We start from the raw sequence: 26,572 nt of genomic DNA, 5'->3' as shown, positions 1-26,572 counted from the left end.
GCTCGGTGGTGCATCACCAGCAAAAATATGACAAAAATTATACTCGCACGCTTGCATAAACCATAGAAATCCGTGCGATGTCGAATTGTGGGGAGAGTTACAAACGTGGGGAGGGTTGCTCACAACCCGACGAGAGAGTGTCGAATTTGGATTTATATGCGGTATTTACTAGAAAGAGAATAAATAGATAAAACATATACAAATGACTGGTAATCAGAGAGGTAAATGGCTTTTTGTGGCGATGTTCACTTGGCTTTTTATGTGGAGTGGGATGGTACAGGCGCAGACCGCCAAGTACTTGGTTTTATTAAAAGACAAAACAGGTACCCCCTTTACGACCGACAAACCCACGGCTTATCTGAGTCAGCGCTCGGTGGATCGCCGTTCGCGGCAAGGTATTGCGTTGACGTCGAGAGATTTGCCAGTCAATCCTAGTTATGTATCTCAAATTCGCCAAACGGGTGCCAAGGTTTGGTACACTTCCCGTTGGTTGAATGCTGTATTGGTTGAGGCTAATTCGACACAATTGGCAGCCATTCGGGCGTTGTCGTCGGTGAAAGGGGTTGAGTTTAATCGCGCCCTTCGTACGGCTCGTTTGTCTGCTGAAAAACAAACCAATGCCACGCAACAAAAATTTGGAATGGACGCTTTCAATTACGGAGCTTCGCTTAGTCAAATTCAAATGTTGGGTGCCGATGCGATGCACGACCAAGGCTACAATGGGAAAGGAATGCTGGTGGCGATTTTGGATGCTGGTTTCTTAAATTCCAATACAAATCCTGCGTTGAGTCCATTGTTTTCCGACAAACGAGTGGTGGTTACTTACGATTTTGTAGCGAATGAAACCAGTGTTTACGAAGACCATTCGCACGGAAACAACGTGTTTAGTATCATGGCAAGCTTTAAAGAAAATAGCCTGATTGGCCCTGCTTACGGCGCTTCTTACGCACTTCTTCGTACCGAAGATGACAACAGCGAGTCGCGCTTGGAGGAGGCCAATTGGCTCATTGCGGCTGAGTACGCCGACAGTTTGGGTGTCGATGTCATCAATACTTCATTGGGGTACAATCAATTCGATAACGAAGCCGATGATTATACCTATGCCGACATGAACGGTAAAACGACGCTCATTACGCGGGCCGCCGATTGGGCCGCAGCAACAGGCATGATAGTGGTGGCCTCGGCTGGTAACGAAGGGGCAAGTGCGTGGAAATACATTTCTGCCCCTGCCGATGCTGACTCCGTGTTGGCCGTGGGTGCGGTTGGAAGCACCAAAGCGTTGGCTTCGTTTAGTTCCATTGGTCCTTCAGCCGACGGACGCGTGAAACCCGATGTGTGCGCGCAAGGAGCTTTAACGGTACTTTCCAACCAGGCAGGTACGGTAACAGCGGGCAACGGAACCTCGTATTCTGCCCCGTTGATTGCGGGCTTGGTAACGGCATTTTGGCAGTCGCAACCGCAACTTACCGCCATGCAAGTCATTGATTGTATTCGTCGGGCAGGAGATCGTTTTTCCAGCCCAACCCCTCAATTTGGCTACGGTATTCCCACTTTTGCGGCGGCGACTGAGGTGGCACGGGCCAAATATTTACCCATGGGAGTGGGTGGAAATAAGCCAACGGAAGCCATTGTGTTTCCAAATCCATTGGGGAATGCCAATGCGTTGCAGATTCAATGGGGAGCAGAATTTACGGGGAAAAAAGTGGAAGTTGCACTGACAGACGTGGCGGGGCGGGTATGGTTACAGCAGTCGGTTATGGCCAATGAACCATCAAGTAAACTGACACTACCGATGGCAATGCCTCAAGGGAGTTATGTATTAAAAATGAACGATAACGAACGCGTACGGGTTTTGAAAGTAATCAAATAAGAAAAAAGTTTACATGAAACCACACATTAAAATCGACATCGTTTCGGACGTTGTTTGTCCGTGGTGCTACATCGGAAAGCGCCGTTTGGAAAAAGCAGTTGACCAACTCAAAGACGATTATACGTTTGAAATCAGCTATTTGCCGTTTCAGCTTTCACCCGATACGCCGCTGGAAGGAGAAAATATGAAGGAACGACTTTCGGCGAAATTTGGCGGAGAAGAGCGTTTTTATGAATTGACCAACCAAGTGTCGAACGTGGCGGCGGGCGAAGGACTAGAGTTTGATTTGTTGAACCAACAAATTTCACCCAACACGCACGGTTTGCACCGTTTGGTTTGGTTTGCCCAGCAAAAAGGCAAACAATTAGCGCTGGTAGAGGCATTCTTTAAGGCTTATTTTGAAAACCGTGTTAACCTGGCCAATGTCGAAAACGTAGTAGCTGTGGCGCAGTCGGTGGGGTTAGATGCCGAAGAAGTGCGTCAATTTATTGCTTCTGATAAAGGAGCAGAAGAAGTGGACCAACTTCTTTACCAAAACCGTTTGATGGGCGTAAGCGGCGTGCCGTATTACATCATCAACGACAAATACGCGGTGTCGGGAGCGCAGCCAACGGATTTGTTTTTGCAGGCATTGCCAGATATTGCCATCAAAGCCCCCATTCAAGCGCCAACGCAAGGAGAAGCATGTGATCTCGAAACGGGTGTATGTTAATGCCGCCTTTTCGCATTATTTCGTTTGCGTTGTTGCTGGTCACGTTGGCCGTCAATATCTCGATGCCACTTTTTCGGGTATATGCGGCTGAAGCGGGTCTCAACAACGGCCAAACCGCTTTAGTCTTGGCAGCGTACATCACAGGTATGCTGCCTTGTTACGTTTTTTTAGGAGGGATTTCCGATCGAATCGGGCGAAAACCTGTGCTAATTGTCAGCGTTTTTTGTTCTTTTTTAGCCACCCTCGTCATTACTATTTCGCCCAATGTAACGGCTTTGGTATTTGCTCGGATGCTGCAAGGGGTTGCTTTGGCATTGAGCATGGGCACTGGAACGGCTTATTTAACCGAAGTTCTGTACCCCGATAAAAATGCGCCAACCAAAGCCGCTAATTTGGCTTCGCTTTCTACGGCCATTGGTTTTAGTGGAGGCGCACTTGCCACAACTCTGTATTTACTTGTTGATTTTCAGCTTGTTCCGCCTACCTATTATTTGCTTTTGGGTACTACTTTTATTGGGCTTATACTTCTCTTTACGTTGCCCAACCCCAAACCGATTGGTGGAAATATCCTTCGACTCCCGTATTTTCCCAAAGGCTCTTTCCCCGTCAACATGGCTATTGCGATTTGTTGGGCGGCAACGGGCACGGTCATTGCCATTATTCCAACCCAACTGGCTAAACTTAACCTGACGCCTTATGCGGGCTTTTGCTTGGTATTAATCAATTGGACGGGCGCTTTCTTGCAACCTTTTATTCGCAAAAACGACCCTAAACAATCCGTTCGCATTGGTTATGTGCTGGTGCCATTGGGCTTTGGACTGGTGGTGTTGGGTAGTCATTTGGGGCAATTGTGGGTAATTTTGAGTGGGACAACACTCATTGGCTTGGCGGCTTACGGCTTTTCGTACGTGGGAGGGCTGGCATTGATTGCCAACTACGGCGGAGTTCAACGGGCAAGGGCCGTGTCAGGCTATATGTTTATGGGGTACATCGGCTTCGGAATTCCTGCTATTTTTCTTGGCTACTTGTCTGACCACGTCGGCATTGTCAATGCCTTGTTGGTGTTTGAAGTGGCGATTTTGATACTCACAGCCTATTTACTTCGTATTTTTCGGTAGCAGTTCCGCCAGTTGACACCGCATCAACTGGCAGAATCAAGGTTATTTGGCAGGATAACCCGCATCGTACCACGCTTTGAAAACTGCTAATTCGGTCGTACTTAATTTAGTGCCTTCGGGCATGGATTTCTTTACATAAACTTCATTATAAATCGTCGAAATTTTCCCTTTGATGGTAGTTGTATAATCGGTTGGATCGTACAACCAGTCGCGATAATTACTTTTTCCAGAGGCATGACAGCTTGCGCAATACGTATCAAAAATAGGCTTCGCTGTGGCATGCTCAAAAGCTACTTTGGTCGTAGAAGTGTCTGTGGCTGGGTCAACCGATGAAGTTGAACAGGCTGGTAATAGACTCACTCCTACGAGCGACAAACAAACTAACATTTGACGGCTGAGACGATTCATGGTTTGTATTCAAATTTGTTGGATAAATAAAGAGGAGGTAAACTCAATTAAGAATACGTGATTTTCTCGCAGAGCGTTGCAAAGAAGCCATTCACAGGAAGAGACAGAGGCGCATAAAAAGGGGAGAAAACAAAAAAGTAGCGGCAGCCATAGGGGGGAGGCTGCGCTGAGTTGTCATGGATTTGAAGGTCTTAAAAACAACCTTACTTACAGCTATGAAACTTTTAAGCATGCTCCTGCTAACAGGGGCGTTGGGTACTTTTTGTGCCGACGAAACGCCCTCAAAACTCCATTTTCCCGAGCCTCCGCGCACATCAAACCATTTGTTCTACATTCAACGGAGCAACAACATCAATACCGTCATGTACGAGGCGAATGTGGGTTCGAACAAAAAATTGGACGATGAAAGCCCGATGAACGTATATTGGATACGGTACGCCGACCGTGGGCAACGCGAAGGTCTCTCAACGCTTCAGTGGCAGCTAGCTTATGGCTACAAACACCATTCAACTCCTAGTGCCAACACCTATGAAATTTCCTTGAATGCGTTTAAGAAACGTCAAATTTGGGTGACGTATCAAGAAAATAAACCCGTGGCTATGACCCACATCAATGGCCGTAAAGTGCTGTTACAGAAAGTGTTTGTGCAGTTAGCTAACAATGCGTTTATTCCAAAAGTAAAGTACGTAGAGCTTTTTGGGGTTGAAAGTGATAACCGTACCAAAGCGTACGAACGCATTGATATTCAGTGATTTCTTGATTGATATTCTTCATTTTTTAATTTGACATTCTAATGCTTTTTTTATTGCAGTTTGAACAAGACGTGCAGCCGCTATTGCTGTATGCTGCCCCCATTATTTTTATTTTTGTCGCCCTTGAATACTGGTTTTTACGCCACGATCCGCACCATCATTACGACGCGGATGATTTGAAAGCGTCGGTCGGAATTGGGGTGGGTGCTTTGGTTATCAATGGATTATTGAAAGCGCTTACGGTCGGTTTGATTTTGTTTTGTTATGAACTTGTGCCGTGGCGCATCCCGAATACCTGGTGGGCGTGGGTATTGGGATACTTGGGCATTGATTTTTGTAATTACTTAGCTCATTACATTGCGCACAAACAACGGATTTGGTGGGCTACCCACGTGACACACCACTCGTCAGAACACCTAAATTTGTCCACTTCGTTTCGAAATTCATGGACGCAGCACATAAAAATTATCTTTTTTCTGCCCGTTTGGCTATCAGGCATTCATCCCGTTATTACGTTTATGTGTTACCAAATCGACTTATTGTATCAGTTTTGGCTACACACAGAAGTCATCACCAAGTTGCCTCGCTGGTTTGAGTATATTTTTGTCACGCCGTCGCACCATCGAGTGCACCACGGCAAAAATGATGCTTACCTTGACAAAAACTTTGGAACTACCTTTATTCTTTGGGATCGATTGTTTGGTACGTTTCAAGAAGAAACCGAACGACCTATTTACGGACTAACGAAGCCCGTAACTTCCAACAATGTGGTCTATCTTAATTTTCACGAGTGGCGAGACATTGTTAGGGATGTTCGGAAGGCCAAAAGCTGGCGAGAAGTAACGGGTATTTTGTTTGGGCCGCCTTAATATTTTGGTATATAAAAGCAAATTAAAGCCTCAAATCGTCTTTCTTTGTAGATTCATTGGTGCGTTTTTCAACCAAAATTTCAAAAAAGATGGATTTATTAAAAACTCAAATAGGGCGTTTGCGGGTTATTGGTTTCATAGAAGGCGTTTCGTTTTTGCTTATCTTGTTCATAACCATGCCATTAAAGTATTATGCCGAGATGCCAGGCCCCAACAAAGTGATTGGCATGGTACACGGTTTGCTGTTTGTGTTGTACGTATTAGCGGTTGTGCAGTGTAAAATTGAGTACAACTGGCCCCTAAAAAAAACGGCGTTGGCCTTGCTAGCTTCTATTGTTCCTTTTGGTACTTTTTGGGCCGACGCGAAGTTGTTTCGCCACGTATAATTCTGTGATGAATGGAGCGGAGGAAAAAATGTCCTCCGCTTATTAAAGTTCCTTTATTTCGTCGGCCGAAAGGTTGGTGTATTTCATGATTTTTTCAATCGAGACCCCATCTTCTTTTAATTCTCTTGCGACTTTTTTGACTCCGTCCAATTCCGCAGTTTTTACTACTTCTTTGACTTCGATGTAAGTCATTAGACTTTCTTGGTATAACTCGAACTGTTGTGGGGTCATGTTTGCAATTTCGGCTACTTCAAAAGCTTTTTCAAAAATGGGCTCTTTGAGGATGATAGGTATTTCATCAAAGCTCTCTAACTTTTTCAAGAAATAGACCCATTGATCGAAACGATTTTGAAGTTCATGTTCATTTTTAGTGAACAAAGGCATTTGTAGAAATTTAAAAGTCAATTTATCAAAGAAAATATCGCCGTCTTGGTCTTTGAGTTTTACGCTTCTCAAGAACTTTTGCTTTTCCTCCTGTTCATCATACTGAAAATCAAGGATGGCAATCATATAAATGGGAGTGAGCCGAAAATCCCATTCGCCACGTTTAGCCTGTTCTCTGATGGGAAATGTTGAGTAAAATAGCGAACGATCTTTAAAAAAATTTACTTTGGCTTTTTGCATTTCGACAATAATTCTCTCTCCACTTTGTGTTTGGCAGTGGATGTCAAAAATTGCCTTTCGTTCATGCGAGATTTCTGCAAAACCCTCTACATTTCGGAAATTGAGTTCGGTGATTTGGTGCCGTTGGGGTAGAAGTTGATTCAAAAAATCAACGAGCAATTCTTTGTTTGCCTCCTCTCCAAATAATTTTTTGAATCCAAAATCGGTATATGGATTGATGTATTTAGACATTTTGACCTTGATTTTAATGCAATTTACACAATATATAAGTAATAGCCTGTTAGTTGACTTGTGTTGTTGGATGTAAGCATCCAACAAATTAAACAAAAGCCCCCGTTCACCTAAGAACGGGGGCTTTAATATGTATTTCGGTTGTGAGCAACCGAAACCACCTAATGACTAACCGAAAGCACCTAGCTTACAAACCAAAAGCAGCTTTTACGGCGTCAACGTAATCGAGTTTTTCCCAAGTGAAAAGTTCTACTTCTACTTCCGCCACTTGACCTGCGTTTTTGAATACTTTCGTTACTACTTGCGACTCGCGACCCATGTGGCCATAAGCGGCTGTTTCTGAGTAAATTGGGTTGCGGAGTTTCAGGCGTTGCTCAATCGCGTATGGACGCATATCGAATACGCTTTCTACGATTTTAGCAATTTCTCCGTCGTTCAATTTTTTGCCATTTTCGCCTTTTACTTTCGATGTTCCGTACGTGTTTACGTACAAACCGCAAGGTTTAGCTACTCCGATAGCGTATGAAATTTGAACCAATACTTCGTCGCAAACGCCTGCTGCTACCAAGTTTTTGGCAATGTGGCGCGTTGCATACGCTGCTGAGCGGTCCACTTTTGAAGGATCTTTACCTGAGAAAGCACCACCACCGTGGGCGCCTTTACCACCGTAGGTATCAACGATGATTTTACGACCTGTCAAACCAGTGTCACCGTGAGGACCACCGATTACGAACTTACCCGTTGGGTTGATGTGGTACGTAATTTGGTCGTTAAACAACTTGCGCAATGAAGGCTTCAACTTAGCTTTTACGCGTGGAATTACGTAGGTAATGATGTCTTTGCGAATTTGTGCCAACATCGTTTCGTCATCGCCAAAATCATCGTGCTGCGTTGACACTACGATGGTGTCAATACGGATAGGCTTGTTGGTGTCAGAGTATTCGATTGTTACCTGCGATTTTGCATCAGGACGAAGGTACTTGATGCGCTTGTTTTCGCGGCGGATAGCGGCAAGTTCTTCCAATATCTTGTGCGACAAGTCCAACGCCAAAGGCATAAAGTTGTCGGTTTCGCGCGTTGCGTAGCCAAACATCATCCCTTGGTCACCCGCACCTTGCGCATTTGCCTTACTTTCAAAATCATCTGCTGCTTGACGGTCAACGCCTTGGTTGATGTCGGCTGATTGTTCGTGAATGGCCGAAAGAACACCGCAAGAGTGCGCTTCAAACATGTACTCAGCTTTGGTATAGCCGATTTTGGCAATTACTTCACGTGCAATTTGCTGCACATCGAGGTATGTTTTGCTGTTTACCTCACCTGCCAGAACTACTTGGCCAGTGGTAACGAGCGTTTCACAGGCTACTTTTGACGTAGGGTCAAACGCCATAAAGTGGTCAATAAGGGCGTCCGAAATTTGGTCGGCGACTTTGTCGGGGTGGCCTTCCGATACCGATTCTGAAGTGAATAAATAAGGCATTCTTCTATTGTATGATTTACGAAGTATGAATTACGATTTGTGTGTCGTTGAATTTTAGAGAGCAAAAATAGGTTATTTTCAGAGATAAAGAAAAAAGAACGAACTTTGTGTCCCCGCAAGGGAGTGTTTTTGGGGATTAATTATTTTACGTACCAATTTTTGGTTAGCAATGGTAAAAATTGACAATATAGAATTAGGAGAGTTTCCATTGTTGTTGGCGCCGATGGAAGATGTGTCTGATCCGCCGTTTCGGGCGGTGTGTAAAGAAGGTGGTGCTGATTTGATGTACACGGAGTTTGTTTCGTCGGAAGGTTTGATTCGCGATGCGGCTAAAAGTGTGCAAAAGCTAGATATTTTTGAATACGAGCGCCCCATCGGGATTCAGCTTTTTGGAAGCGACATCGAAACCATGGGCGAATGTACCAAAATCGCGACCAAAGCAGGTCCCGATTTGATTGACATTAACTACGGCTGTCCTGTAAAACAAGTCGCTTGTCGCGGGGCAGGTGCGGCGTTGCTGCAAGACATTCCCAAAATGGTTAAAATGACCGAAGCGGTGGTCAAGGCGACCCACTTGCCCGTGACGGTTAAAACCCGTTTGGGCTGGGACGAATCCACCAAAAACATTGAAGATGTTGCCGAACGCTTGCAAGACATTGGTATCAAGGCATTGACGGTACACGGGCGCACGCGTGTTCAAATGTACAAAGGCGATGCCGATTGGACGCTCATTGGCAAAATCAAGGATAATCCACGCATCAAAATTCCAATTTTTGGGAACGGTGACATTGATAGCCCCGAAAAAGCCATCGAATACCGTAACCGCTTTGGCGTGGATGGCATCATGATTGGACGCGCAAGCATCGGTTATCCTTGGATTTTTAACGAAATCAAACATTTCATCAAAACGGGCGAGCACTTAGCGCCACCTACTACCGCCGAACGGGTACGCGTGTGCAGAAAACACCTCGATTTTTCGATTCAATGGAAGGGTGAACGTACGGGGATTTTGGAAATGCGCCGCCACTATGCTACTTATTTTAAGGGCTTGAACAATTTTAAACCCTACCGAATGCGTTTAGTGGAAACCCTCGACTACGCTCATATTCTAGAGATTTTGGATGAAGTAACCGACATCTACGCTCTAGAAAAAGTAGAAGCGTAAGGGATTCATCAAACCTTTTGAATTATGCGCACTCACTGGTTAAGTAGTTGCCTTGTGTTGTTGATAACAACCTTGGCAGTGGCTCAAAAAAACACCCAAGGTATTTCGGGACAAGTACTTTGGAAGGCAGGAAATTTTATGCCTACCATTGGTACCAAAGCGTCAGTTCCGAAGGCAGTGCCCGTAGTGAGAGAGGTGTATATTTATGCGTTGACGAATGATAAACAGGTAGAGGCGGGTGAAGATGCGGGTTTTTATCAAAAAGTGAATTCAAAACTTGTCCGAAAAGTAAAAACCGATAAAAAAGGGCGTTTTTCAGTGACGCTGCCAGTGGGCTATTATTCGGTGTTTACCAAAGAAGAAAAAGGGCTTTATGCCAATCTATTTGACGATGCTATGAATATTAACCCCGTCCAAGTTCAAAAACGTCGCTGGACAAAAATGAATGTGGTGGTTGATTATCAGGCGGTTTATTAAAAGAACCTCCCGAAAGTTCAAACCTCCCGAAAGTTTTGAACTTTCGGGAGGTTCTTTATTTCTACTCCTTCACTACCTTCACTGAAGATTCTACCTTACCGTTTCGCTTATACGATAAGATATACGTACCAGTGGGAAGCTCTTGGGTCGATACTTCTACTTCGTTTGCGTTGCCATTGAGGGTAACCGTTTTGACCAACTTGCCTTGAATGGTATGAAGCTCGAGCTGCGATTTGTCGGTCAAGCTCCTTGATTTGAGCAAGTTATCCAACTTCACTTTCATCACATTTTCAAACGGATTGGGCATTACTTTTAGCAATGATGGTTCCAATTCTTTTTCTTCTTCAAGGGCAGGAGTTACCTCAACGGCGGCTTCTCGTGCAGCAGCATTAGAAGGGTCTGACAAGAGGTTGGCAGGTAGCATTTGGGCACAATTCCCCGCAGTTCCCATACCCGGCGTTACTGTGATGGTACGACAGGCTTTGGCTACGCACTCACAAGGGCCATTGCCGTTGTCGGCATAAACAGTCAAACAGACATTGTACGTACCTGCACTGAGGTAAGTGTGTGAGAAGGTAGCACTGTTTGACCAGTTACCATCACCAAAATCCCAATGGTAGGCGGAGATAGGGTACGTACTGGCACTTCCTGTTGAATTAAACAATACTTGTAAGCCTGTAGCTGCATAACTGATACATGGCGTGACGGTGCATACACATTTTGCTACCACAATTTGGTACGTAAGTGTTTGTTTTCCGCAGCCATTGTCGTAAGTGAGTGTAACCGTGTAAGTGCCTGGATTAGCATAAGCGTGGCTTGGGTTAAGCGCTGTAGAGGTGAATCCATCGCCAAAGTTCCAAAGTACATTCTGAACGGGACAATCGCTTGTTACCAATCGCAACGTTACAGGCAATCCTAAACAGGCCGTTTTGGGAACGGTAATGGCAGGGGTACAGCAACATTTTTTCGACTCGGTTTTGGTGCAAGTCGTACCATTGGCAAACGTAATGTTGTAAGTAATAACCACATTGCCGCTCGAAGTCGCTTTGAAACACGCATCAACAGTCGTAGAGTCGCAAGTACCCGTCGGGGTAAAGGTATAAGTTGACGTTCCTACGTAGCTTGTCGGTGCGGGGTTGCAGGCCCATGCCAAGTTCGTAAACGTGCCGTTGGTCAAAGTTACCTTGATTTGTTTTACGGGACACGCGACTTTCAATTTGCTACAACACAGTTTGTCGGTCTGGACAATTTGGGTTTTTTCGCAACAATTTACCGCCGCCGCATCGATGGAAACGCAGGCCAAATTAGACTCGCTTGGGGTGAGGTTTACGTCGGTATTGGCGTTGTTGATGTACATCAAGGCAGCTGCTGTTGCGGCAAAGGTGTTGCAAGCTTTTTGGGTGTTTTGTGCCGTGGCACTTACCAATGCTCTGAAGTCGTATTGCTGCGTAGCGGTTGGCATAAAACTACTGCCAAAATTCGCTTTTACATTACGAGCACTGAGCGCTGCGGCTGTCCAAGTGGTGGTATTACACCCCCCAGGAGAATACGAAAGGTCAGGAAGGCAAATGTTGACCGAATTGGCGTAGGTGGACGAAGCACTCAGTGGCGTTGCACCCACAAAATTTTGGTGCAAAACATCAAACTGACTACCACGGCTTACCGCTCGGTTGAGCATCAAATAATCCGTCGTTACGTTGTCGCGGGGGAGCATGTCAAAGAATAACAGGTTTTTGAGCGCAGCTCCTGTTTTGGTCAATCCCAAGCGATATATCACGTTTGTATTGGGATTGGTGACTGCGGAAGTAGCGAAGGTTGCGCCATTGTCTTTGCTTACTTTTTTATCCAACGTAAAGCCAAAAACCGCGTTTGTTGTCAAATACTCAGTATTAGAAGTAGCTAATACTGCCGACAAATTGGAATGAACTCTAAAGAAGTTAGGAATAACCCCAACGGCAGCATTGTTGAGGACTTTTACGTCAAATTCGATGAAGTAAAAAGGTACCCCCGCCGTGCCGTATTGGCCGCAGTTGGGGTAATAGACATTGGCGCAGCTAGTACCGATGGTTGGGATGTTCCAACGCAGGTTGTTTCCTGCGTGAGCGGTAGAAACGCCCGTCCAGGCAGTAGTTCCAACGGGAATGCCCGAGCCTGCCGTACATACTGGACTGTAATTGCTGGAAGTATAGTAGGTTTCGTTTCCGACGTACTGCAAATTTGCGTTTAACAAATCATTGATGTATGTGCCCGATAGCACAGCTGTACCGATGTTTTGAACTCGTAAACGATACCGCAACACTTGCCCTTGATTATAGGTCGTCTGTTTGTTACAAATCTCTTTGAAAGCACAAACGTTGGTTGTTGGTGGATAAATCGCGATGGTATTACAAGAAGTACGAACCGTCGTAGGATTAGGCATGGGATACCTCAAGCTCGCACAGTTCATCATACTGGTCGAAGCTAAGGAGTTAATGGTAAAGTTGATGCGGTATGAAACGCAAGCCCCAACGGCGAGGGTGCCATTGTTTTGAAAATAAATGGCGGGGTTAGTCCCTAGCGTGGCAGTGTAAGTTTGTGTCGAAGTGGCATTGACCAAAACGTTCGAGGAATTAACATTGACAGTGACAGGGTTAGCCGCAGTTCCTGTTACCTGAATGCTCGTGACCGTAATGCCCGTCGGGATGTTGTCATACACATTGAAGCTGGTGAGCGGAGAGGTGCCATTGTTACAGACAACGATGTTGTAATAGCCTGCGCAGCCAATGGCATTGCCCGATACATAGGAATATTTGCTGATTTGTCCAGAGGTAACGGGCGCTGATTTGGTAACGCAAATTTGGAGCGAATCGGCGTGTTTACCGCAATTGGGAGAGGTGGGTTTGCCCAAATCCCCCGTTAACACCGCTTTATTGGTGCGACTGGTGCTGACGGCAAAACCAGGATAATAGATTTTGATTTTGGCTTGTCGCTGGAAATAATTTTGTGTAGCGTCGAGCGTCCCTAAGCCCGTCCAAGTAATATTGGTGCCCGAAGCAGTGATAGTGCCCGTAGCGGGAGCAATGGGCGCACCGCTGATAAATACGGCACCTGCTGGCATTCGATCCACGATGGAGGCATTTTCCAAATTGAGGAAACCGTACAATCCCGTGTTTTTGTAAACCGAGACAATGTATTCAACGGTGTCGCTCAACGTTGCCCATTGGCATGTGCCGCCCGTGTAGGCCAGTCCGCTGGGTACTTTATAGACTTTCCACGGGTCGGTGGCTTGGGCGATGGTACTTACGTAGCCTGTACAAAGGTCAGCGCCTGTGGAGGTTCGTAAGCAAGCGCGGTTGCGGGCGGTTTCACCGTTACAGGTCGTTCCAGCGGGAAACTTTACGTTGATTTGAAAAGACCCCGAACAAGTTGAAGCCGTAGCGGGTATCTGATACGAAACTTGGGTACCTCCCACAACGGTTGTTTGAGATACGCTTGGCGTACCACATACGGCCGTCGCAATGACGTTGTTAACCACCAACGGGCTAGGTACTACATCCGTGATGGTTGTAGCAGGTGAACCCGCAGGAATGGTGTAAAAAATCGTGTAGGTAAAACCTACTCCCGTAGGAGTCGTCGAATTGCTAACCACTTTTTTCAAGAAGTAACCACCAAGGTTGGCTTCTTGAGAGGTGGTTGTGTTTTGGGCAATGGCACCAATGGATAGGCACCAAAACAACAAAATCCTCCACCAATGTGTAGTAAATGGTTGTCTCATAGAAGTAAGTAAGAAGAGTAAGAAATAGAAAAAATTAATGCGTTTTTAACGCAAGTGTTGAAGCATATCAACCGAGAAATAGAAGCAAAAATAATGCCGTTTCCTATAAGAGTGTAGGAAAAGTGCACATCTAAAAAGGAATACTATTGTTTTGGAAACATGCCCATTAATTGAATGTTAATGAGCATGTTAATAGAAGTGTTATCAAAAATTGTGCCACATTTTTATTGCAACGCATACAAGGCAAAGGAAGCCAGCCAGTGCTCGCCGCCGTAGCCACCGTTAGTGATTTGGGGTAGGGTAGTATTGATAAAATGCTGAGATGCTTTGAGCATAGTTGCCCGACGAGGGTCGGTTTTGGGAAGAGTTTCAACAATGCCTTTCAAACACCAAGCCCGACTCAACGAAAGCCCATCTAAGTGAACAATCTGCATGTCGTTTCGGTCACTTACGACGGGGAGTTTGAGGATGTTTTGCAAACCAGCGGCAGGCATAAATCCATTGAACCACTTGGTGAATGCAGCGGGCGTTAAGATACGTCGCATTAGGTCTGCTACTTCCAAACTTGGGGATAAAAAATCGGAACCATCGGGTTCTTGGATGGCGGGCGCTTGGGTATTGTTTAGATAAAAATACTTGGCTTTTTCGACGATTTGGGCCTCAAAAGCGGCATTTTTAACCGTACGTGCGTAGTCAAGGGCAAACACCAAACCGAAAGCCGTGTTGGGATGAACGCCCGTGCGATTTGGGTAGGTTTGTTTGGGTAAAAATGCTGTCCAAAGCTCCACCACTTGCTGAGTGAGCGGACGTAAATGCTGGTGCCATTGGCGGCCCTGCGGGTCGTCCCACGTGGCCAACTCTTCGTCGAGTTTGAGCAACCAAGCCCAGCCGTAGGTACGTTCAAACGTGCGTGAAAACTTGTATTTGGTAAAATACTCCGCTTCGATTTTCATTTTATCGGGCTGAAAACTATCGTCCAGTATTTTTCGTATTTCCGCCTCTTCGGGAAGTCCTTTGAAGGTTTTAAGGAGCCGAACTAGCATCCAATGCCCGTGTACGGAAGAGTGCCAATCCAAACAACCATAAAAAGCAGGGTGCAGTTGCTTGGGCGTTAGTTTGGCGTCATTCTCGGCTTCGATGGTGTGCCCCGTTTTGTTGGGATATTCAGTATGGATACAATGCAGCGGTAATTTTGCCAAAAAAGAAGCGCCAGCGGATGTAAGGCGCCATTGGTCATTTTCTTTGACAAGGTAGGTGTTTTGGGCAAAGAGCACGGTGAATGGAAAAAAGAGTAAAAAATAAAAGCTATTTCTCATTTTGTTGATAATGAAGTAGTTAAGGGTGGTTGGGGTACATTTTGAGGGGCAAAACACTAAAATCGCCTACGAACTTACTAATTTTAAGCGTTTTTCGACCTTACGCATGACTTTTTTCAATCTTTCTATCCAAAAACGCTTCTTAGTTTCGCTGTGTTTGTTACCGCTGGTGATATACGTGGTTTTTTTTGAAGCCATTGCATTGAATGCCAACTACGTGGCATACGACGATATTCACGTGCTTCAAATTGTTGAACAATGGCAGAATGCAGCATCCTGGCGCGAAAAATTGAACTGGTTGACCATTGGTTTTCCCGAACACCGCATCGTGTTTACGCGTTTGGTGGTGCTCTTGTCGTACTGGCTGACAGGAAGTGTCAATTTTAAAACGTTGATGGTCATCAGTAATTTACTTTGGGTTGGCCAATTGGGGATATTGTTTAAAGTTTTTCGAAAACTCAATCTCTCTTTTGCGTACTTCATCCCTTTGTGTTGGATTGTCCTCAACGTGCATTCGTTTGAAAATATCTTTTGGGGAACAAGTTCGCTCGGAAATTTTGGCTTACTCTTTTTTACCATGATGGCTGCGTATGGATACACACAGTTGTCGCCCAAGTACAGTTGGGTAGGGATTTTGTTCTCAATTTTTGCCACATTTTCGTACGGGAATGGCCTGTTGACTTTTCTAATTGGAGGAACAATCCTGGCCTTGTCGAACCGTTGGAAGGAGATGAAGCTCACTTTAGGGGCATTTGTGCTAACGATGGGACTATATGCACTCACCCATTCGCACGCGTCTCCAAGTTCACTTGATTTGACAAAAGCGGAAAACTATTTACAAGCAATCATTTGTTTTTTAGCGTTTATTGGGTCTTCGGTAAATTTTGATGCTTACAGTCCCTCCACGTTGGCCCAATGGCTTTCAGTCGTTTTTGGGGGAGTACTGTTGACAGTAAATGCCTGGGCTTTGTTACGACATACGACCATCGCCAAAGGTCAGACGATAGTCAGACCTGACATCGCCAACCCAACCCTGTCTTTATTCAAAAAATACACGATTACCTTAAGACTCAACAAAGTGCAGTGGTTTGCGCTATACATGCTGTTATTTGTGTGTTTGACCTCTTTGGGGGTCGTTTACAAACGGGCCGAATGGGATGGTTTATATGGTATGTTCAAAGGGCGTTATCGGATGTACCCCACTTGGATGCTGATTTTGACGTATTTGTTGGTGTTGGATTGGAATCGGGAAAAAATAACCCAGAAGTGGTTGGGTATTGGGATGGGAATTGTCGTGATTTTCAATGCTTTGGTGTTGTATTACGCCATTGCACCTGCGGTCAACAACCGTCGAATGGCAGTAGCGCAGGAGTTTAATTCGATGTACAATGCCGATTTGTTAGGACTAAAAATGTTCGATTTAACGGGGGCTGACTTTCTCCGATTGCAGAAACTGTACCAGCCGTCCTTGTTTTTTAGACAATACGAAAAACAGTGGACAGCTTCGACAGATTCACTTTCAACGAACGGAAATTTTAAGGTTGATTCGGTTTTTTGGAGCAACAAAAACCTGAATGTTTACTATCACCGCGATTTTATTCGACCTGTCAAAAACATGGATGATGGGGCTTTTGTTGTTCTGAAATCCGCGTCGCACGTTTACATGGCGGCGGGGATGCAGCAGGCACTTCCGTTGAAAACATTTCTCCGAAGGGGCTGGTATTGGGACAGGGGGTTTATGGCAACTTTTGTTCCTGGGGCGGTCGTAAAAGGCAACTATCGGATGTATGTGCTACTGCGCCAAAACGGTGTTTCAGAATTGCTCGATACAAAGGAACAAGTCACGTTTTAGGTACCAATAGTTGCCAGTAACTCGGAGGAGGCCAGCAGGTTTTTGATGGGGGCAAAGGCATTTTTGTTAGAAGCCGCTTTGAGGGGAATCAGCGGTTCTCCGTGCCGACTCACCACGCCTACCCATTCGCCTTCAGGAGAAGGGTCAGGGAAATGTTGCCAGAGATAATCATTTACCCGTTGCCATTGTTTCAGAAGGCTACGGTCTTGCAAAACTTGATACGCTCGTAACAATGCCGTGCAGGCTTCTAATTGCACCCAAGCGTATTTATAGTAAGCGTCGGGTTCGCTGGCGGGTAGGCTTTTAACGTCCAACCAATGATAATAACCACCGTAGGCTTCGTCCCAAGTAGTTTCGGCTAAGTAAGCAATGTGCTGGGCCAACTGCCTGCGAATTTGCCGTTTGTTGAGGGAATAAGTCAGTTCGTAAAAAGAATTAAAGGCTTCAAAAACCCGTCCAGCGTGGATTCTTCGCCCCAACAAGCAATCGGAGTATCCGCCTTCTGAAAACACATTTTCTAGTAAAATATCGGCGCGAGGTTCCCAAAAATGTTTCATCAATTCATTTAAAAGGGCTTCTCCTCGTTCGCGAAACGCTTTTTCAGAAAGGCAGTTTTTGGCCGCCATTAATGCACGGGCAAGGGCGCTTAGTTCCCCAATTTGTTTTAAATGACGTCCGCTGATGGGCTCGTCGATGTATTTTTGAAGCCGTTTTTCACGCTTACGAACTGCTTTTGTCAACGATTTTTTGGCAGCTTCGGCATAGACTTCATCTTCGGTAATGTCGTACAAAATGCCCCACGCGGCGCAGGCAGCGGCTTCCACTTGGGTGTCTTTCACCTCAGCGACACCCCGCCCCGTAATATCCACCGACTCCCACCAATTTTCTTTGGTATCGGTGGCGTATTGGAGCAAAAAATCGGCGCCTTGGCGGGCGTACTCCAGAAAAGCAGGTCGGGGTTCGGTTTGGTATAACTTTGCAAAAGCCCACGCTTGCTGCCCGTGCCAAGCCATCCATTTGTCGGTCGATAGAACCTCTCCTTTGTTGGAAAGTACGCAAAAATACCCACCATTGACACGGTCGATGGCGAAGTCGAGCCAAAACGGAACGACTCGTTGCAAAAGGTCTTCGCGGTATTGTTGGGCGTACAAAAGCAAATTCATGCCGCAAAAATAGATTTTTTTTTACCTTTGTTATGTACCCAAACCTTCCCAAAAGGCTAGAATTTCATCATGTATTTTATAGAATCTATTCGTTTGCGGCTAATTCCGCTCACTACCCAGCAGTTACAACAACACGCTAGTGACTACTTAGGATTACAAAAATCGCTAGGTCTTTCTCCCCGCCCCATGAAAATGGAAGAAGAGTTTCAGTCAGAATTCGACGATGCCTTAGCCAATTACTGGTTGCCCGAAACGGCAGCAAACGTGGCCAATTATCAGTGGTTTACCAATTGGCTCATTGTTGAAAAGGAAAGCAATTCGGTGGCGGGAGGAATTGGGGTGGCAGGGATGCCCAATGACAACGGCGAAACCGAAATGGGCTACGGCCTAGACGAAGATTTTCGGGGCAAAGGCATTGCAACCGAGGCGGTTGAGTGCTTAATGAAGTGGGTGTTCAAACATCCAGCAGCCCATGCCCTTACTGCCCAAACGCCCGTTCGACTGCCGCTTTCTCAAAGGGTATTGGTCAAGGCGGGTTTCTCCCAAGTACAGGAAGAAAATGGCATCATTTTGTGGCGAAAAGCCAAGGTAGGTTAGTTTACGCCCTTAAAAAGCAGTACGTTTGCAAAAAATTTAAACCAATGAAAATAGCAGCTAATCAAGTCGTAGCGTTGGCCTACGAGCTTAGTATTATGAACGATACCGACGAGTGGCAGATGGTAGAAACCGTCGGTGAAGACCAACCTATGTACTTCATTCAAGGAATGAGTGGCTTGCCAGAAAGTTTTGAAGATAAAATCAACGGGCTTGCCGTGGGTGAGTCGTTTGATTTTACGCTTTCTCCCGAGGAAGGATACGGCGATTATGACATGGAAGCCGTTGCCGAACTTCCGATTGATATTTTCAAGGTGGACGGCGAGGTTCAAGAAGATATGCTTCAAGTAGGCAATATGATTCCAATGACCAACGAAGATGGACATCGTTTGATGGGCCAAGTGGTAGAAGTAAATCGTGAGTTTGTGTTGATGGATTTTAACCATCCATTGGCAGGCCGTAAGATGCACTTCAAAGGCTCAGTGATTAATGTTCGTCCTGCTACGGCCGAAGAACTAGACCACGGTCACGTTCATGGTGAGGGTGGGGTAGAACACTAAATGAGTGTCGAATGTTGAGTGCAGAATGTCGAATTGAATAATTATTCGACACTCTGCATTCTGCACTCGGCTCTACTTCTCGTCGGGTTGTGAGCAACCCTCTTCACGAGCACTCGACATTCTGCCCTCGACACTACTTCTCGTCGGGTTGTGAGCAACCCTCTTCACGAGCACTCGACATTCTGCCCTCGGCTCTACTTCTCGTCGGGTTGTGAGCAACCCTCTTCACGAGCATTCGACATTCTGCCCTCGACACTACTTCTCGTCGGGTTGTGAGCAACCCTCTACACAGGCATTCGACATTCTGCACTCTAAACTCGACACTAGATTAGCGGTTCTTGCTGGCTTAGACAGTGGAAGCTGCCGAGGCCCCAAACGATTTCTGTGGAGTCGATGCCGATAACCTTGCGGTCGGTAAAACATTGACTCAAAATATCCAATGCTTTTTGGTCGTTGGCGCAGCGGAATGTGGGTACAATAACTGCCGCATTGCTAATGTAAAAATTGGCGTACGACGCAGGCAAACGCAAATCTTCACTGTACAAAGGCGTTGGCATGGGCAACTCAACGATGTTAAGTTGCTTTCCATTGAGCAAACGCATCTGCTTCAACTCGTGGATATTTTCTTGTAAAATCTCGTAGTTATCGTCCGATTTGTTCTCTTCAACAATCGCTACCACCGTATCTTCATTGACAAAGCGCACGGTGTCGTCGATGTGCCCGTCGGTATCATCTCCTACGATGCCGTCGCCCACCCAAAGGATTTGTTCCACGCCGTAATAATCGCACAAGTACTTTTCAATTTGCGCTTGATTTAGGTGCGGATTGCGGTTTTCGTTGAGCAAACAAGCCCTGCTGGTCAATAACGTCCCTTTTCCGTTAAATTCTACCGAGCCACCTTCCATGATGATGCCAGGCGTGACGTAGTCTAGGCCCAAATAATGAGCAATCGCTACGGGAATAAGGTCGTCGTTGTTGAACGGTGGATATTTTCCTCCCCAGGCATTGTAACCCCAATTGACCACCAGACGTTTTTTGGTTTCAGGATTAATCAAAATACCAGGCCCGTGGTCGCGGCACCAAGAGTCGTTGGTGGCGTGGAGCGGAAGTTCAATTTGATTGAGGTCGATTCCTGCCCCCAGCAAATGAAGTTTTATCGTTTGTTGAACCGTTTCGTTGTGCGCATTGATACACACCTTTTCGCCCTCGCTGATGGCCTTAATAAATTCCAAATAGGCAGGAAGCATTTTAGGCTGACGCTCGTACGTCCAAGAGGCTTCGGTATGAGGAAAACTCAACCAAGTAGCGCGGTGTGGATGCCATTCGGCAGGAAAGAAAAAGCCCTGTTCTTTGGGCGTAGATGAAATTGACATGATGCTTTGTAGTCTATTAAGCAGTTTTGCAGCTACAAAAATAGGGAGAAATGTAGATTGTTTTACGACCCGCGTGTAGGTTCGTTTCGTAAAGTCTGTGTATCTTTCGTTGAAATTTTTCCTTCTTCACCTCAACAAAATAAACGTATGCGTACTTATCGATTGATTATTTTACTGGTATTTGTAAGCTTGGCTAGCTTTGCTCAAAAGAAATTTCCCTACATCAAAAGTGGGGGAGGGATGTTTGAAGTGCCTGAAGCAGAGCCGATTGTTGATCCTAAGATGAAGTACAAAGTGTTGTACGAAATTTCAAAAGGGGCTGATAAACCCGACTCTGTAAACAGTACCTTGGATAAGTTGGCTCGCTTGGTAAACCTGCATTTGTCGGCAGGAATTCCGAAGCAAAATTTAGATGTGGTGGCGGTGATACACTTTTTGGGTACGCCGCTGATTTTGAGCGATGAAGCTTACAAAAAGAAATTTGGAGTGCCGAATCCTAACACGGCATTAATCAATGAGCTTGCGGCAAACGGCGTCAAGCTTTACATCTGCGGCCAGTCGCTATATATGCGTAAACTGGAAAAAGAACCACGCAACCCTGCGATTCGTGTCACGTTGTCGGCCATGGTGTTAATGACTACGCTCCAATCGAAGGGATATGTGCCTATTATTCCGTAGCATTTTGAACCATATAAGACATAGAAGGGATTATAAGAAAAACTTATATGCGCTTATATGTCTTATATGGTTCAACAAAAACTAAGAGAAATACCCCTTAAATGTCAAGCCATTGATAAGCCCCTGTAACGATGGCGCGTTGGCGGCTAAATCACTCAAAATCGGGTTTTCAATGCCCCAGTTGAGTTCAAGTTCGGGGTCGTTCCAGCGGCAGCGCCAGTTGTCATCCGCGCCGTAGTCGGGATAGGCTTCCGAAACTGCCTGTACGTGGATAGACGGCGTAAAAAAGTACCATCCATGCAGCATTCCAACGGGGAAAACAAGCGCGGCGGGGTCTTCGCCAAACAATTCAAACAAGGCAGATTTGTGCTGCGTAGGCGAGCCAGGCCGCAAGTCGCGCAAGCCCAATAAGCAGTGCCCTTCGAGAAGACAAAAGTACTCATCGTGGCGGACGTGAAAGTGCATTCCCCGAAAAACATTCGCTTCTGATTTTACGGCGCTCCATTGTACGGGTTTGAGCACCGTACCCCAGTGATCTTGAAAAATTTCGGTAAACGACCCACGATGGTCTTTATGCTCGTCTAACGACACCAAACGAACTTGGTGAAGCTCCACGCCGTCGATTTGTGCGGATTTTATAAGCTGAGTAGTATTCATGGTACAATGCGGTTTTGGGCGAAAGTACCACGAGGCAATGAATAAAAAACTGAGGGAAGTCAGGGGAAGCAGCGAAGTTGGAATATTTATTTAAGGCTCATAAGACAATAGAGAATTGGGGCTTCTTCGGGAATAATTCATTGTAATAAATGTAGAGTCAATCTACACAGTTGGCGAGTATCAATTGCTCCTTGTTATAGGAATCTCTCTTTACCACCTATCCAGTATAAATTTTTGAATTTTCTTCCCTCGTTCAATAATTGTTTTATCATTCCAATCGTCATATTTACTTAGTTCTCTTTCTGAAGCGAGTACTGAATTTTCATATAAATTCTTTTTAGAAATAAAAGTTCTGTTTGTTAATTCAGAATTGTTAAATGTTAAAACTAGATTTCCTATTAAATTTATATTTTTAATTTCTTTACTTGAAGGCATAGAGTTTTGAGGTGTAATATGTTCAATTGTTAGCTTAGTATTTTGTATTAAAATTTCGAAAGAATTGTTTTCTTTTATAGTATTATTGCTTAGAGATAACTCATAATCAACTAGTATTAGTTTTAAGGCTTGGTTATTTATATGTCCATAAATCACACTATTAACAATATTTTTTCTTAAGTTGGTATTGTTGCTGTTTTTTTCAATTAAACTGTTTAATTCTTTTTTTAATTCTGCAAAATTGATTTGATTTTTAAAAATTTTATGTGCTAGGTCATAGATTGTATTAATGCCAGTGCTTGTTTTTTTGTTTTCGAAAATATATACCCTGATAGCAAGAGTCTCTAGGATTTCATTTAAAAGATACAAATGTTCTGGTTTGTATCTTTTGTTACTCAGAATAGCTAAATATAAAGGCATAAATGATTCTATCTTTACTAGGCACTCTAGTCGAAAAAATGAATCATTTATTTTCTTATTTTCAAATTTTTTGTTAAAAATATTTGAATAATGTGTTGAGTTTTTTTGTAAAAATGTGTTGAATTCTTTGATTTCTCGAAGTTTATTTGTGCGGTTTGTACTTTCATTATCAAATAAGCTTTTGTTGGTAAAAATATTTTTATGTTTAATTAACTCTTGCTTGATTTTTTTTGGGATATCATTTAAGGTTTTGTAGTCACCGCTGTATATAATATAGCAGTGCTTCAAAAATAAATTTTCAATATTTGATATTGGATAATTTTCAATATTCATTAGTTCTGTAAAAATTTCTCCAAATTTATTGTTAATTTCTTTGGCTAGTGGTCTCTCATTTAGGCGATGTGTTAAATAAATTAAATAATTTTTAACTTTGTCAATATCTGATAGTGGTAGCCCTCTATCGTTCATTGTTTCAAAAATTAAACCAACTTCGGAATCCTCTTCAAGTTCAAAAATGTTTACTTTAAATTTTGAAAGTAAATTATTATAAATATTTATTAAGCTCTTTAATGATGTATATTTTTGTAAATAATTGTGGAAATAAATTCTTGCATTTTGTAGATTTTTTTGTGTTTTATTGGATGATTCAAGGCTTTTTATCGTGTTAATATTAGATTCATGTATTAAGTCGGAATAAAAATCTTGGTTAACTTTACTATTCAATCGCAATAAGGGTTTTCCATTTTTTATAACGTATTGAATTATCGTTTTGTCTGACATTGATGGTTTAACTTCGCTTATTCTATGAAAAATACTAATTAGTAATAGATGGAAAGTAGTTAATCTTTGTTGGCCATCGACAATGTCATATTTTGATAAATCGGTTATACCAATTCTTTCAACACCAACTCGAATTAGTGTAATTGTACCTGCATAATGCTCTTTTATATGATCAACATCATTCAAGTCGTCTAATAAATCTTGTAATTGTTCTTTAGTCCAAGAATAACCTCGTTGATACTCTGGGATGGAAAAAATTCCATAGTTTAAAAACTTCTCTACATTGTCAAATTTCATATAAAACACTTTAATATATTATACTCTCAAATATACAAATGTTTTATAAAAGTTCAACTATATAATATTTTGATTTTTTATTTGATTTAATTTTCAAGATGGCTAGTGTATTATACTCTTTGACTTATTTAAAAACAGCTAAATGCCTATCAAATGCAAAGGCTTCCAGCCTGATGATGAAATCAATGCTGGAAGCTTTTGGAGACGTTTGTAAGATGCAGTGTCTCGCACCATTGTGTGTTTTATTACAAATTCTTCGCTTTCATTTGTTTTACGGCGTAGTCAGCGGCGCGAGCAGTGAGTGCCATGTAAGTGAGCGACGGGTTTTGAGTAGCGGTAGAAGTCATACACGCGCCGTCTGTAACAAACACGTTTTTGCAAGCGTGCAGTTGATTCCAATTGTTCAAAAGCGATGTCTTAGGGTCTTTCCCCATCCGAACGCCACCCATTTCGTGGATGTCAAGTCCTGGTGCTTTGTTCGGTACATCGTGGGTTTGGATGTTTTTGAAACCTGCTTTGGTAAACATTTCTGTCAACTGCTCGTGGTAGTCTTTTACCATCTTTTCGTCGTTGTCGTCGTAGCTCACCGAAATCCTCAACTGCGGTATTCCCCACTTATCTTTGAGGTTGGGGTCTAGGGCTACGAAATTGGTTTCTTTCGGAATGGTTTCGCCCATCATGTGCGAGCCCACCCGCCAATTGCCATATTTTTTCTCAGCCAATGACGTTTTCAACTCTTCACCCATGCCTGAGCGGTCGTTGAAGGTGATACGGCTGGAATTAAAGCCCGCAGCGTAGCCGCGTAAAAAGTCGGTTTCTTGTTTAAGTAAGTTACGGAACCGAGGAATGTAGCTACTATTGGGGCGGATTCCCTCGGAGGTGGTATCAAGGAAGCCTTCATACTCGCCCGAAATGCTTGTGCGGTAGTTGTGGAAAGCAATGTACTTGCCCATTAGTCCATTGTCGTTGCCCAAGCCTTGGGGGAAGCGATGAGAAGTAGAGTTGAGCAAAATCAAGTTGGTGTTGAGCGCGGCGGCATTCACAAAAATGATTTTTGCATAATATTCTATTGCTTCGTTGGTCTTGGCGTCAATGACACGTACGCCTGCGGCCTTACCTAGTTTTTCGTCATAGATAATTGAGTGAACCACCGAGTCAGGCTTGAGGGTCATCTTCCCTGATTTCATAGCCCACGGAATCGTCGTGGCGTTGCTGCTAAAATACCCTCCGTACGGGCAGCCACGTTGGCAAAGCGCGCGGTTTTGGCATTGAGCACGTCCTTGTTGGAAGTGAATCGGGTTCGGTTTTGTCAAGTGAGCGCAACGACCAATGATGATGGGGCGAGTGCCTCCGTAATGTTTGGCCATTTGTTGCCCAAAGTATTTTTCCACGCACGATTGCTCATGAGGGGGTAAAAACTCGCCGTCGGGAAGCTGCGGAAGACCGTCTTTGTTTCCCGAAATTCCCGCAAATTTTTCAACGTAACTGTACCAAGGCGCAATTTCGTTGTAGTTAATAGGCCACTCCACGGCAAAACCATCTCGCGCGGGGCCTTCAAAATCAAATTGTGACCAACGTTGGGTTTGGCGAGCCCACAGCAACGATTTTCCCCCTACTTGGTAGCCCCGAATCCAGTCGAAGGGCTTTTCTTGCACGTAAGGGTGTTCGGCGTCTTTGACAAAAAAATGTGCGGCATCTTCGTTGAAAGCGTAGCATTTGCTCACGATAGGGTTGGCGTCTTTGACCTCCTTTGGCATTTGATTCAAATGAGGAAACTCCCACGGACGCATCATGGTCGTTGGGTAGTCGGTGACGTGCTGCACATTGCGACCGCGTTCTAACACAAGGGTGCGTAAGCCTTTGCCCGTGAGCTCTTTGGCTGCCCAACCCCCACTGATACCAGAGCCAACGACAATGGCATCAAATGTACGGTCTTTGATGGAATCTATTGAGAAATAAGACATTTGTAAGTTTGCAGTTTTGAGGTTGAATTGCGTCAGAGACGCTGTGCCACTGTTGACCCAAATCACAGTTTGGGCCAAGCTTAATCAAGATTAAGTTCTATGCTATTTCTTGACAGGAACACAACCGTGGTAAAATCCAGGTGCCATGTTGTATTTCTGAATGTTGACCATGACATATTCGGAGTTTTGGTAGCCCTGAATCGTCAAGTTTTTAATCATACTTACAAACGGCTTGGTATCTGCGTTGTCGGCCAGTTTTTTGAGAAGCTCAAGGCGTTGTTTTCCGTCACAAGCAGCAAAAGACTTGCTGTATGCTTGTTGAGCGGCTGAATTGGTGTCAGCTAATCCTTTTTTGAGATTTTTTTGCGCATTTTCGCCGTAGCAATCATTGATCATCCGAAGGGCAAATTGATGCACTTTCAGCGATTTTGCGCCTGGTGTTGAAGTTTCAGGAATGATGGTTTCAACGATTTCGGCGAGGGTATCTTCCTCTGCCATTGTGAGTAGGGTAGGCCCTTTTACCGTTTCGGGAGTCCATGCTTGCGCCCAGCTTGGCAGACTCATCAATCCTCCAACGGCCGCCGTTAGGCTTTTTAGGGCAGAACGTCTTTGCATAATAACGTTTGGTTAGTTTTATTTC

23 protein-coding genes are annotated in these 26,572 nt (G+C 44.5%); 12 read left to right on the top strand and 11 right to left on the bottom strand.

All coding sequences use genetic code 11. The features are described 5' to 3' along the window. Positions 1 to 202: 202 nt before the first annotated feature. From AC23N5_RS28405 to AC23N5_RS28395, 3 genes are read left to right on the top strand one after another with little or no spacing between them, the layout of a single operon-like run. A complete protein-coding gene (locus AC23N5_RS28405; protein WP_183971530.1) occupies positions 203 to 1,870 on the top strand; it encodes a S8 family serine peptidase in 1,668 nt (555 codons plus the stop codon). A 13-nt stretch (positions 1,871 to 1,883) separates the two neighbouring features. After that, entirely contained in the window at positions 1,884 to 2,582 is a 699-nt protein-coding gene (locus AC23N5_RS28400; protein ID WP_487758115.1) for a DsbA family oxidoreductase, read from the top strand. Further along, positions 2,582 to 3,700, top strand: coding sequence for an MFS transporter (locus AC23N5_RS28395; protein ID WP_487758114.1), 1,119 nt, complete (start codon positions 2,582 to 2,584; stop codon positions 3,698 to 3,700). The genes AC23N5_RS28400 and AC23N5_RS28395 overlap by 1 nt, the downstream gene beginning before the upstream one ends. A 42-nt stretch (positions 3,701 to 3,742) precedes the next feature. On the opposite strand, the gene AC23N5_RS28390 is transcribed toward AC23N5_RS28395, so the two are convergent. Beyond that, entirely contained in the window at positions 3,743 to 4,108 is a 366-nt protein-coding gene (locus tag AC23N5_RS28390) for a hypothetical protein (RefSeq protein ID WP_183971533.1), read from the bottom strand. A gap of 215 nt (positions 4,109 to 4,323) precedes the next feature. Here AC23N5_RS28390 and AC23N5_RS28385 point away from each other — a divergent pair, with 215 nt between their 5' ends. From AC23N5_RS28385 to AC23N5_RS28375, 3 genes are all read left to right on the top strand, one after another. Further along, positions 4,324 to 4,860, top strand: coding sequence for a DUF4833 domain-containing protein (locus AC23N5_RS28385; RefSeq protein WP_487758113.1), 537 nt, complete (start codon positions 4,324 to 4,326; stop codon positions 4,858 to 4,860). Positions 4,861 to 4,901: 41 nt separating this feature from the next. Further along, a complete protein-coding gene (locus tag AC23N5_RS28380) occupies positions 4,902 to 5,729 on the top strand; it encodes a sterol desaturase family protein (protein ID WP_183971535.1) in 828 nt (275 codons plus the stop codon). Between the two features lie 89 nt (positions 5,730 to 5,818). Beyond that, positions 5,819 to 6,115: a DUF3817 domain-containing protein gene (locus tag AC23N5_RS28375; protein ID WP_487758112.1), complete on the top strand. Its 297-nt coding sequence runs from the start codon at positions 5,819 to 5,821 to the stop codon at positions 6,113 to 6,115. A 42-nt stretch (positions 6,116 to 6,157) separates the two neighbouring features. Here AC23N5_RS28375 and AC23N5_RS28370 read toward each other — a convergent pair whose 3' ends face one another. Both AC23N5_RS28370 and metK read right to left on the bottom strand, forming a co-directional pair. Then, complete coding sequence (locus AC23N5_RS28370; protein ID WP_487758111.1) at positions 6,158 to 6,970, bottom strand: Rpn family recombination-promoting nuclease/putative transposase; 813 nt, start codon at positions 6,968 to 6,970, stop codon at positions 6,158 to 6,160. A gap of 187 nt (positions 6,971 to 7,157) precedes the next feature. Continuing rightward, positions 7,158 to 8,447: a methionine adenosyltransferase gene (gene metK / locus AC23N5_RS28365; RefSeq protein WP_472491255.1), complete on the bottom strand. Its 1,290-nt coding sequence runs from the start codon at positions 8,445 to 8,447 to the stop codon at positions 7,158 to 7,160. A gap of 169 nt (positions 8,448 to 8,616) precedes the next feature. On the opposite strand from metK, the gene dusB reads away from it, so the two are divergent. Continuing rightward, complete coding sequence (dusB, locus tag AC23N5_RS28360; protein ID WP_183971537.1) at positions 8,617 to 9,612, top strand: tRNA dihydrouridine synthase DusB; 996 nt, start codon at positions 8,617 to 8,619, stop codon at positions 9,610 to 9,612. Positions 9,613 to 9,636: 24 nt separating this feature from the next. After that, entirely contained in the window at positions 9,637 to 10,089 is a 453-nt protein-coding gene (locus AC23N5_RS28355; RefSeq protein ID WP_487758110.1) for a hypothetical protein, read from the top strand. A gap of 61 nt (positions 10,090 to 10,150) precedes the next feature. On the opposite strand, the gene AC23N5_RS28350 is transcribed toward AC23N5_RS28355, so the two are convergent. Further along, on the bottom strand, positions 10,151 to 13,843 hold the full coding sequence (locus AC23N5_RS28350) for a PKD domain-containing protein (protein ID WP_487758109.1): 3,693 nt from the start codon (positions 13,841 to 13,843) through the stop codon (positions 10,151 to 10,153). 224 nt (positions 13,844 to 14,067) lie between these two features. Then, on the bottom strand, positions 14,068 to 15,159 hold the full coding sequence (locus AC23N5_RS28345) for a DUF2891 domain-containing protein (RefSeq protein ID WP_487758108.1): 1,092 nt from the start codon (positions 15,157 to 15,159) through the stop codon (positions 14,068 to 14,070). A gap of 106 nt (positions 15,160 to 15,265) precedes the next feature. Between AC23N5_RS28345 and AC23N5_RS28340 the strand changes: the two genes are divergently transcribed. Next, the gene (locus AC23N5_RS28340) at positions 15,266 to 17,011 is read left to right on the top strand and encodes a hypothetical protein (protein ID WP_487758107.1); all 1,746 of its coding nucleotides are present in this window, start codon (positions 15,266 to 15,268) and stop codon (positions 17,009 to 17,011) included. On the opposite strand, the gene AC23N5_RS28335 is transcribed toward AC23N5_RS28340, so the two are convergent. Beyond that, complete coding sequence (locus tag AC23N5_RS28335; protein ID WP_487758106.1) at positions 17,008 to 18,174, bottom strand: AGE family epimerase/isomerase; 1,167 nt, start codon at positions 18,172 to 18,174, stop codon at positions 17,008 to 17,010. The two genes, AC23N5_RS28340 and AC23N5_RS28335, sit on opposite strands and share 4 nt — an antisense overlap. 69 nt (positions 18,175 to 18,243) lie before the next feature. Here AC23N5_RS28335 and AC23N5_RS28330 point away from each other — a divergent pair, with 69 nt between their 5' ends. Together AC23N5_RS28330 and AC23N5_RS28325 are read left to right on the top strand one after the other, a co-directional pair. After that, complete coding sequence (locus AC23N5_RS28330) at positions 18,244 to 18,771, top strand: GNAT family N-acetyltransferase (protein WP_487758105.1); 528 nt, start codon at positions 18,244 to 18,246, stop codon at positions 18,769 to 18,771. 44 nt (positions 18,772 to 18,815) lie between these two features. Next, positions 18,816 to 19,328, top strand: a complete 513-nt coding sequence (locus tag AC23N5_RS28325) for an FKBP-type peptidyl-prolyl cis-trans isomerase (RefSeq protein ID WP_183971544.1) — start codon at positions 18,816 to 18,818, stop codon at positions 19,326 to 19,328. Positions 19,329 to 19,651: 323 nt separating this feature from the next. Here the strand turns inward: AC23N5_RS28325 and AC23N5_RS28320 are convergent, their stop codons facing one another. Continuing rightward, a complete protein-coding gene (locus AC23N5_RS28320; protein ID WP_472490539.1) occupies positions 19,652 to 20,701 on the bottom strand; it encodes an agmatine deiminase family protein in 1,050 nt (349 codons plus the stop codon). A 147-nt stretch (positions 20,702 to 20,848) separates the two neighbouring features. On the opposite strand from AC23N5_RS28320, the gene AC23N5_RS28315 reads away from it, so the two are divergent. Further along, positions 20,849 to 21,379 (top strand): DsrE family protein, encoded by a 531-nt coding sequence (locus AC23N5_RS28315; RefSeq protein ID WP_183971546.1) that lies wholly within the window; start codon positions 20,849 to 20,851, stop codon positions 21,377 to 21,379. Between the two features lie 81 nt (positions 21,380 to 21,460). Here AC23N5_RS28315 and AC23N5_RS28310 read toward each other — a convergent pair whose 3' ends face one another. From AC23N5_RS28310 to AC23N5_RS28295, 4 genes are all read right to left on the bottom strand, one after another. Further along, on the bottom strand, positions 21,461 to 22,036 hold the full coding sequence (locus tag AC23N5_RS28310; protein WP_183971547.1) for a dTDP-4-dehydrorhamnose 3,5-epimerase family protein: 576 nt from the start codon (positions 22,034 to 22,036) through the stop codon (positions 21,461 to 21,463). A gap of 210 nt (positions 22,037 to 22,246) precedes the next feature. Continuing rightward, the gene (locus tag AC23N5_RS28305; protein ID WP_487758104.1) at positions 22,247 to 23,968 is read right to left on the bottom strand and encodes a DUF262 domain-containing protein; all 1,722 of its coding nucleotides are present in this window, start codon (positions 23,966 to 23,968) and stop codon (positions 22,247 to 22,249) included. A 245-nt stretch (positions 23,969 to 24,213) separates the two neighbouring features. Continuing rightward, on the bottom strand, positions 24,214 to 25,932 hold the full coding sequence (locus AC23N5_RS28300; protein WP_183971548.1) for a GMC oxidoreductase: 1,719 nt from the start codon (positions 25,930 to 25,932) through the stop codon (positions 24,214 to 24,216). 102 nt (positions 25,933 to 26,034) lie between these two features. Continuing rightward, positions 26,035 to 26,547: a gluconate 2-dehydrogenase subunit 3 family protein gene (locus AC23N5_RS28295; RefSeq protein WP_183971549.1), complete on the bottom strand. Its 513-nt coding sequence runs from the start codon at positions 26,545 to 26,547 to the stop codon at positions 26,035 to 26,037. Positions 26,548 to 26,572: the final 25 nt, after the last annotated feature.

The organism is Runella sp. R5_40, assembly GCF_057652295.1.
This window is presented reverse-complemented; position numbering and strand designations above follow the sequence as displayed.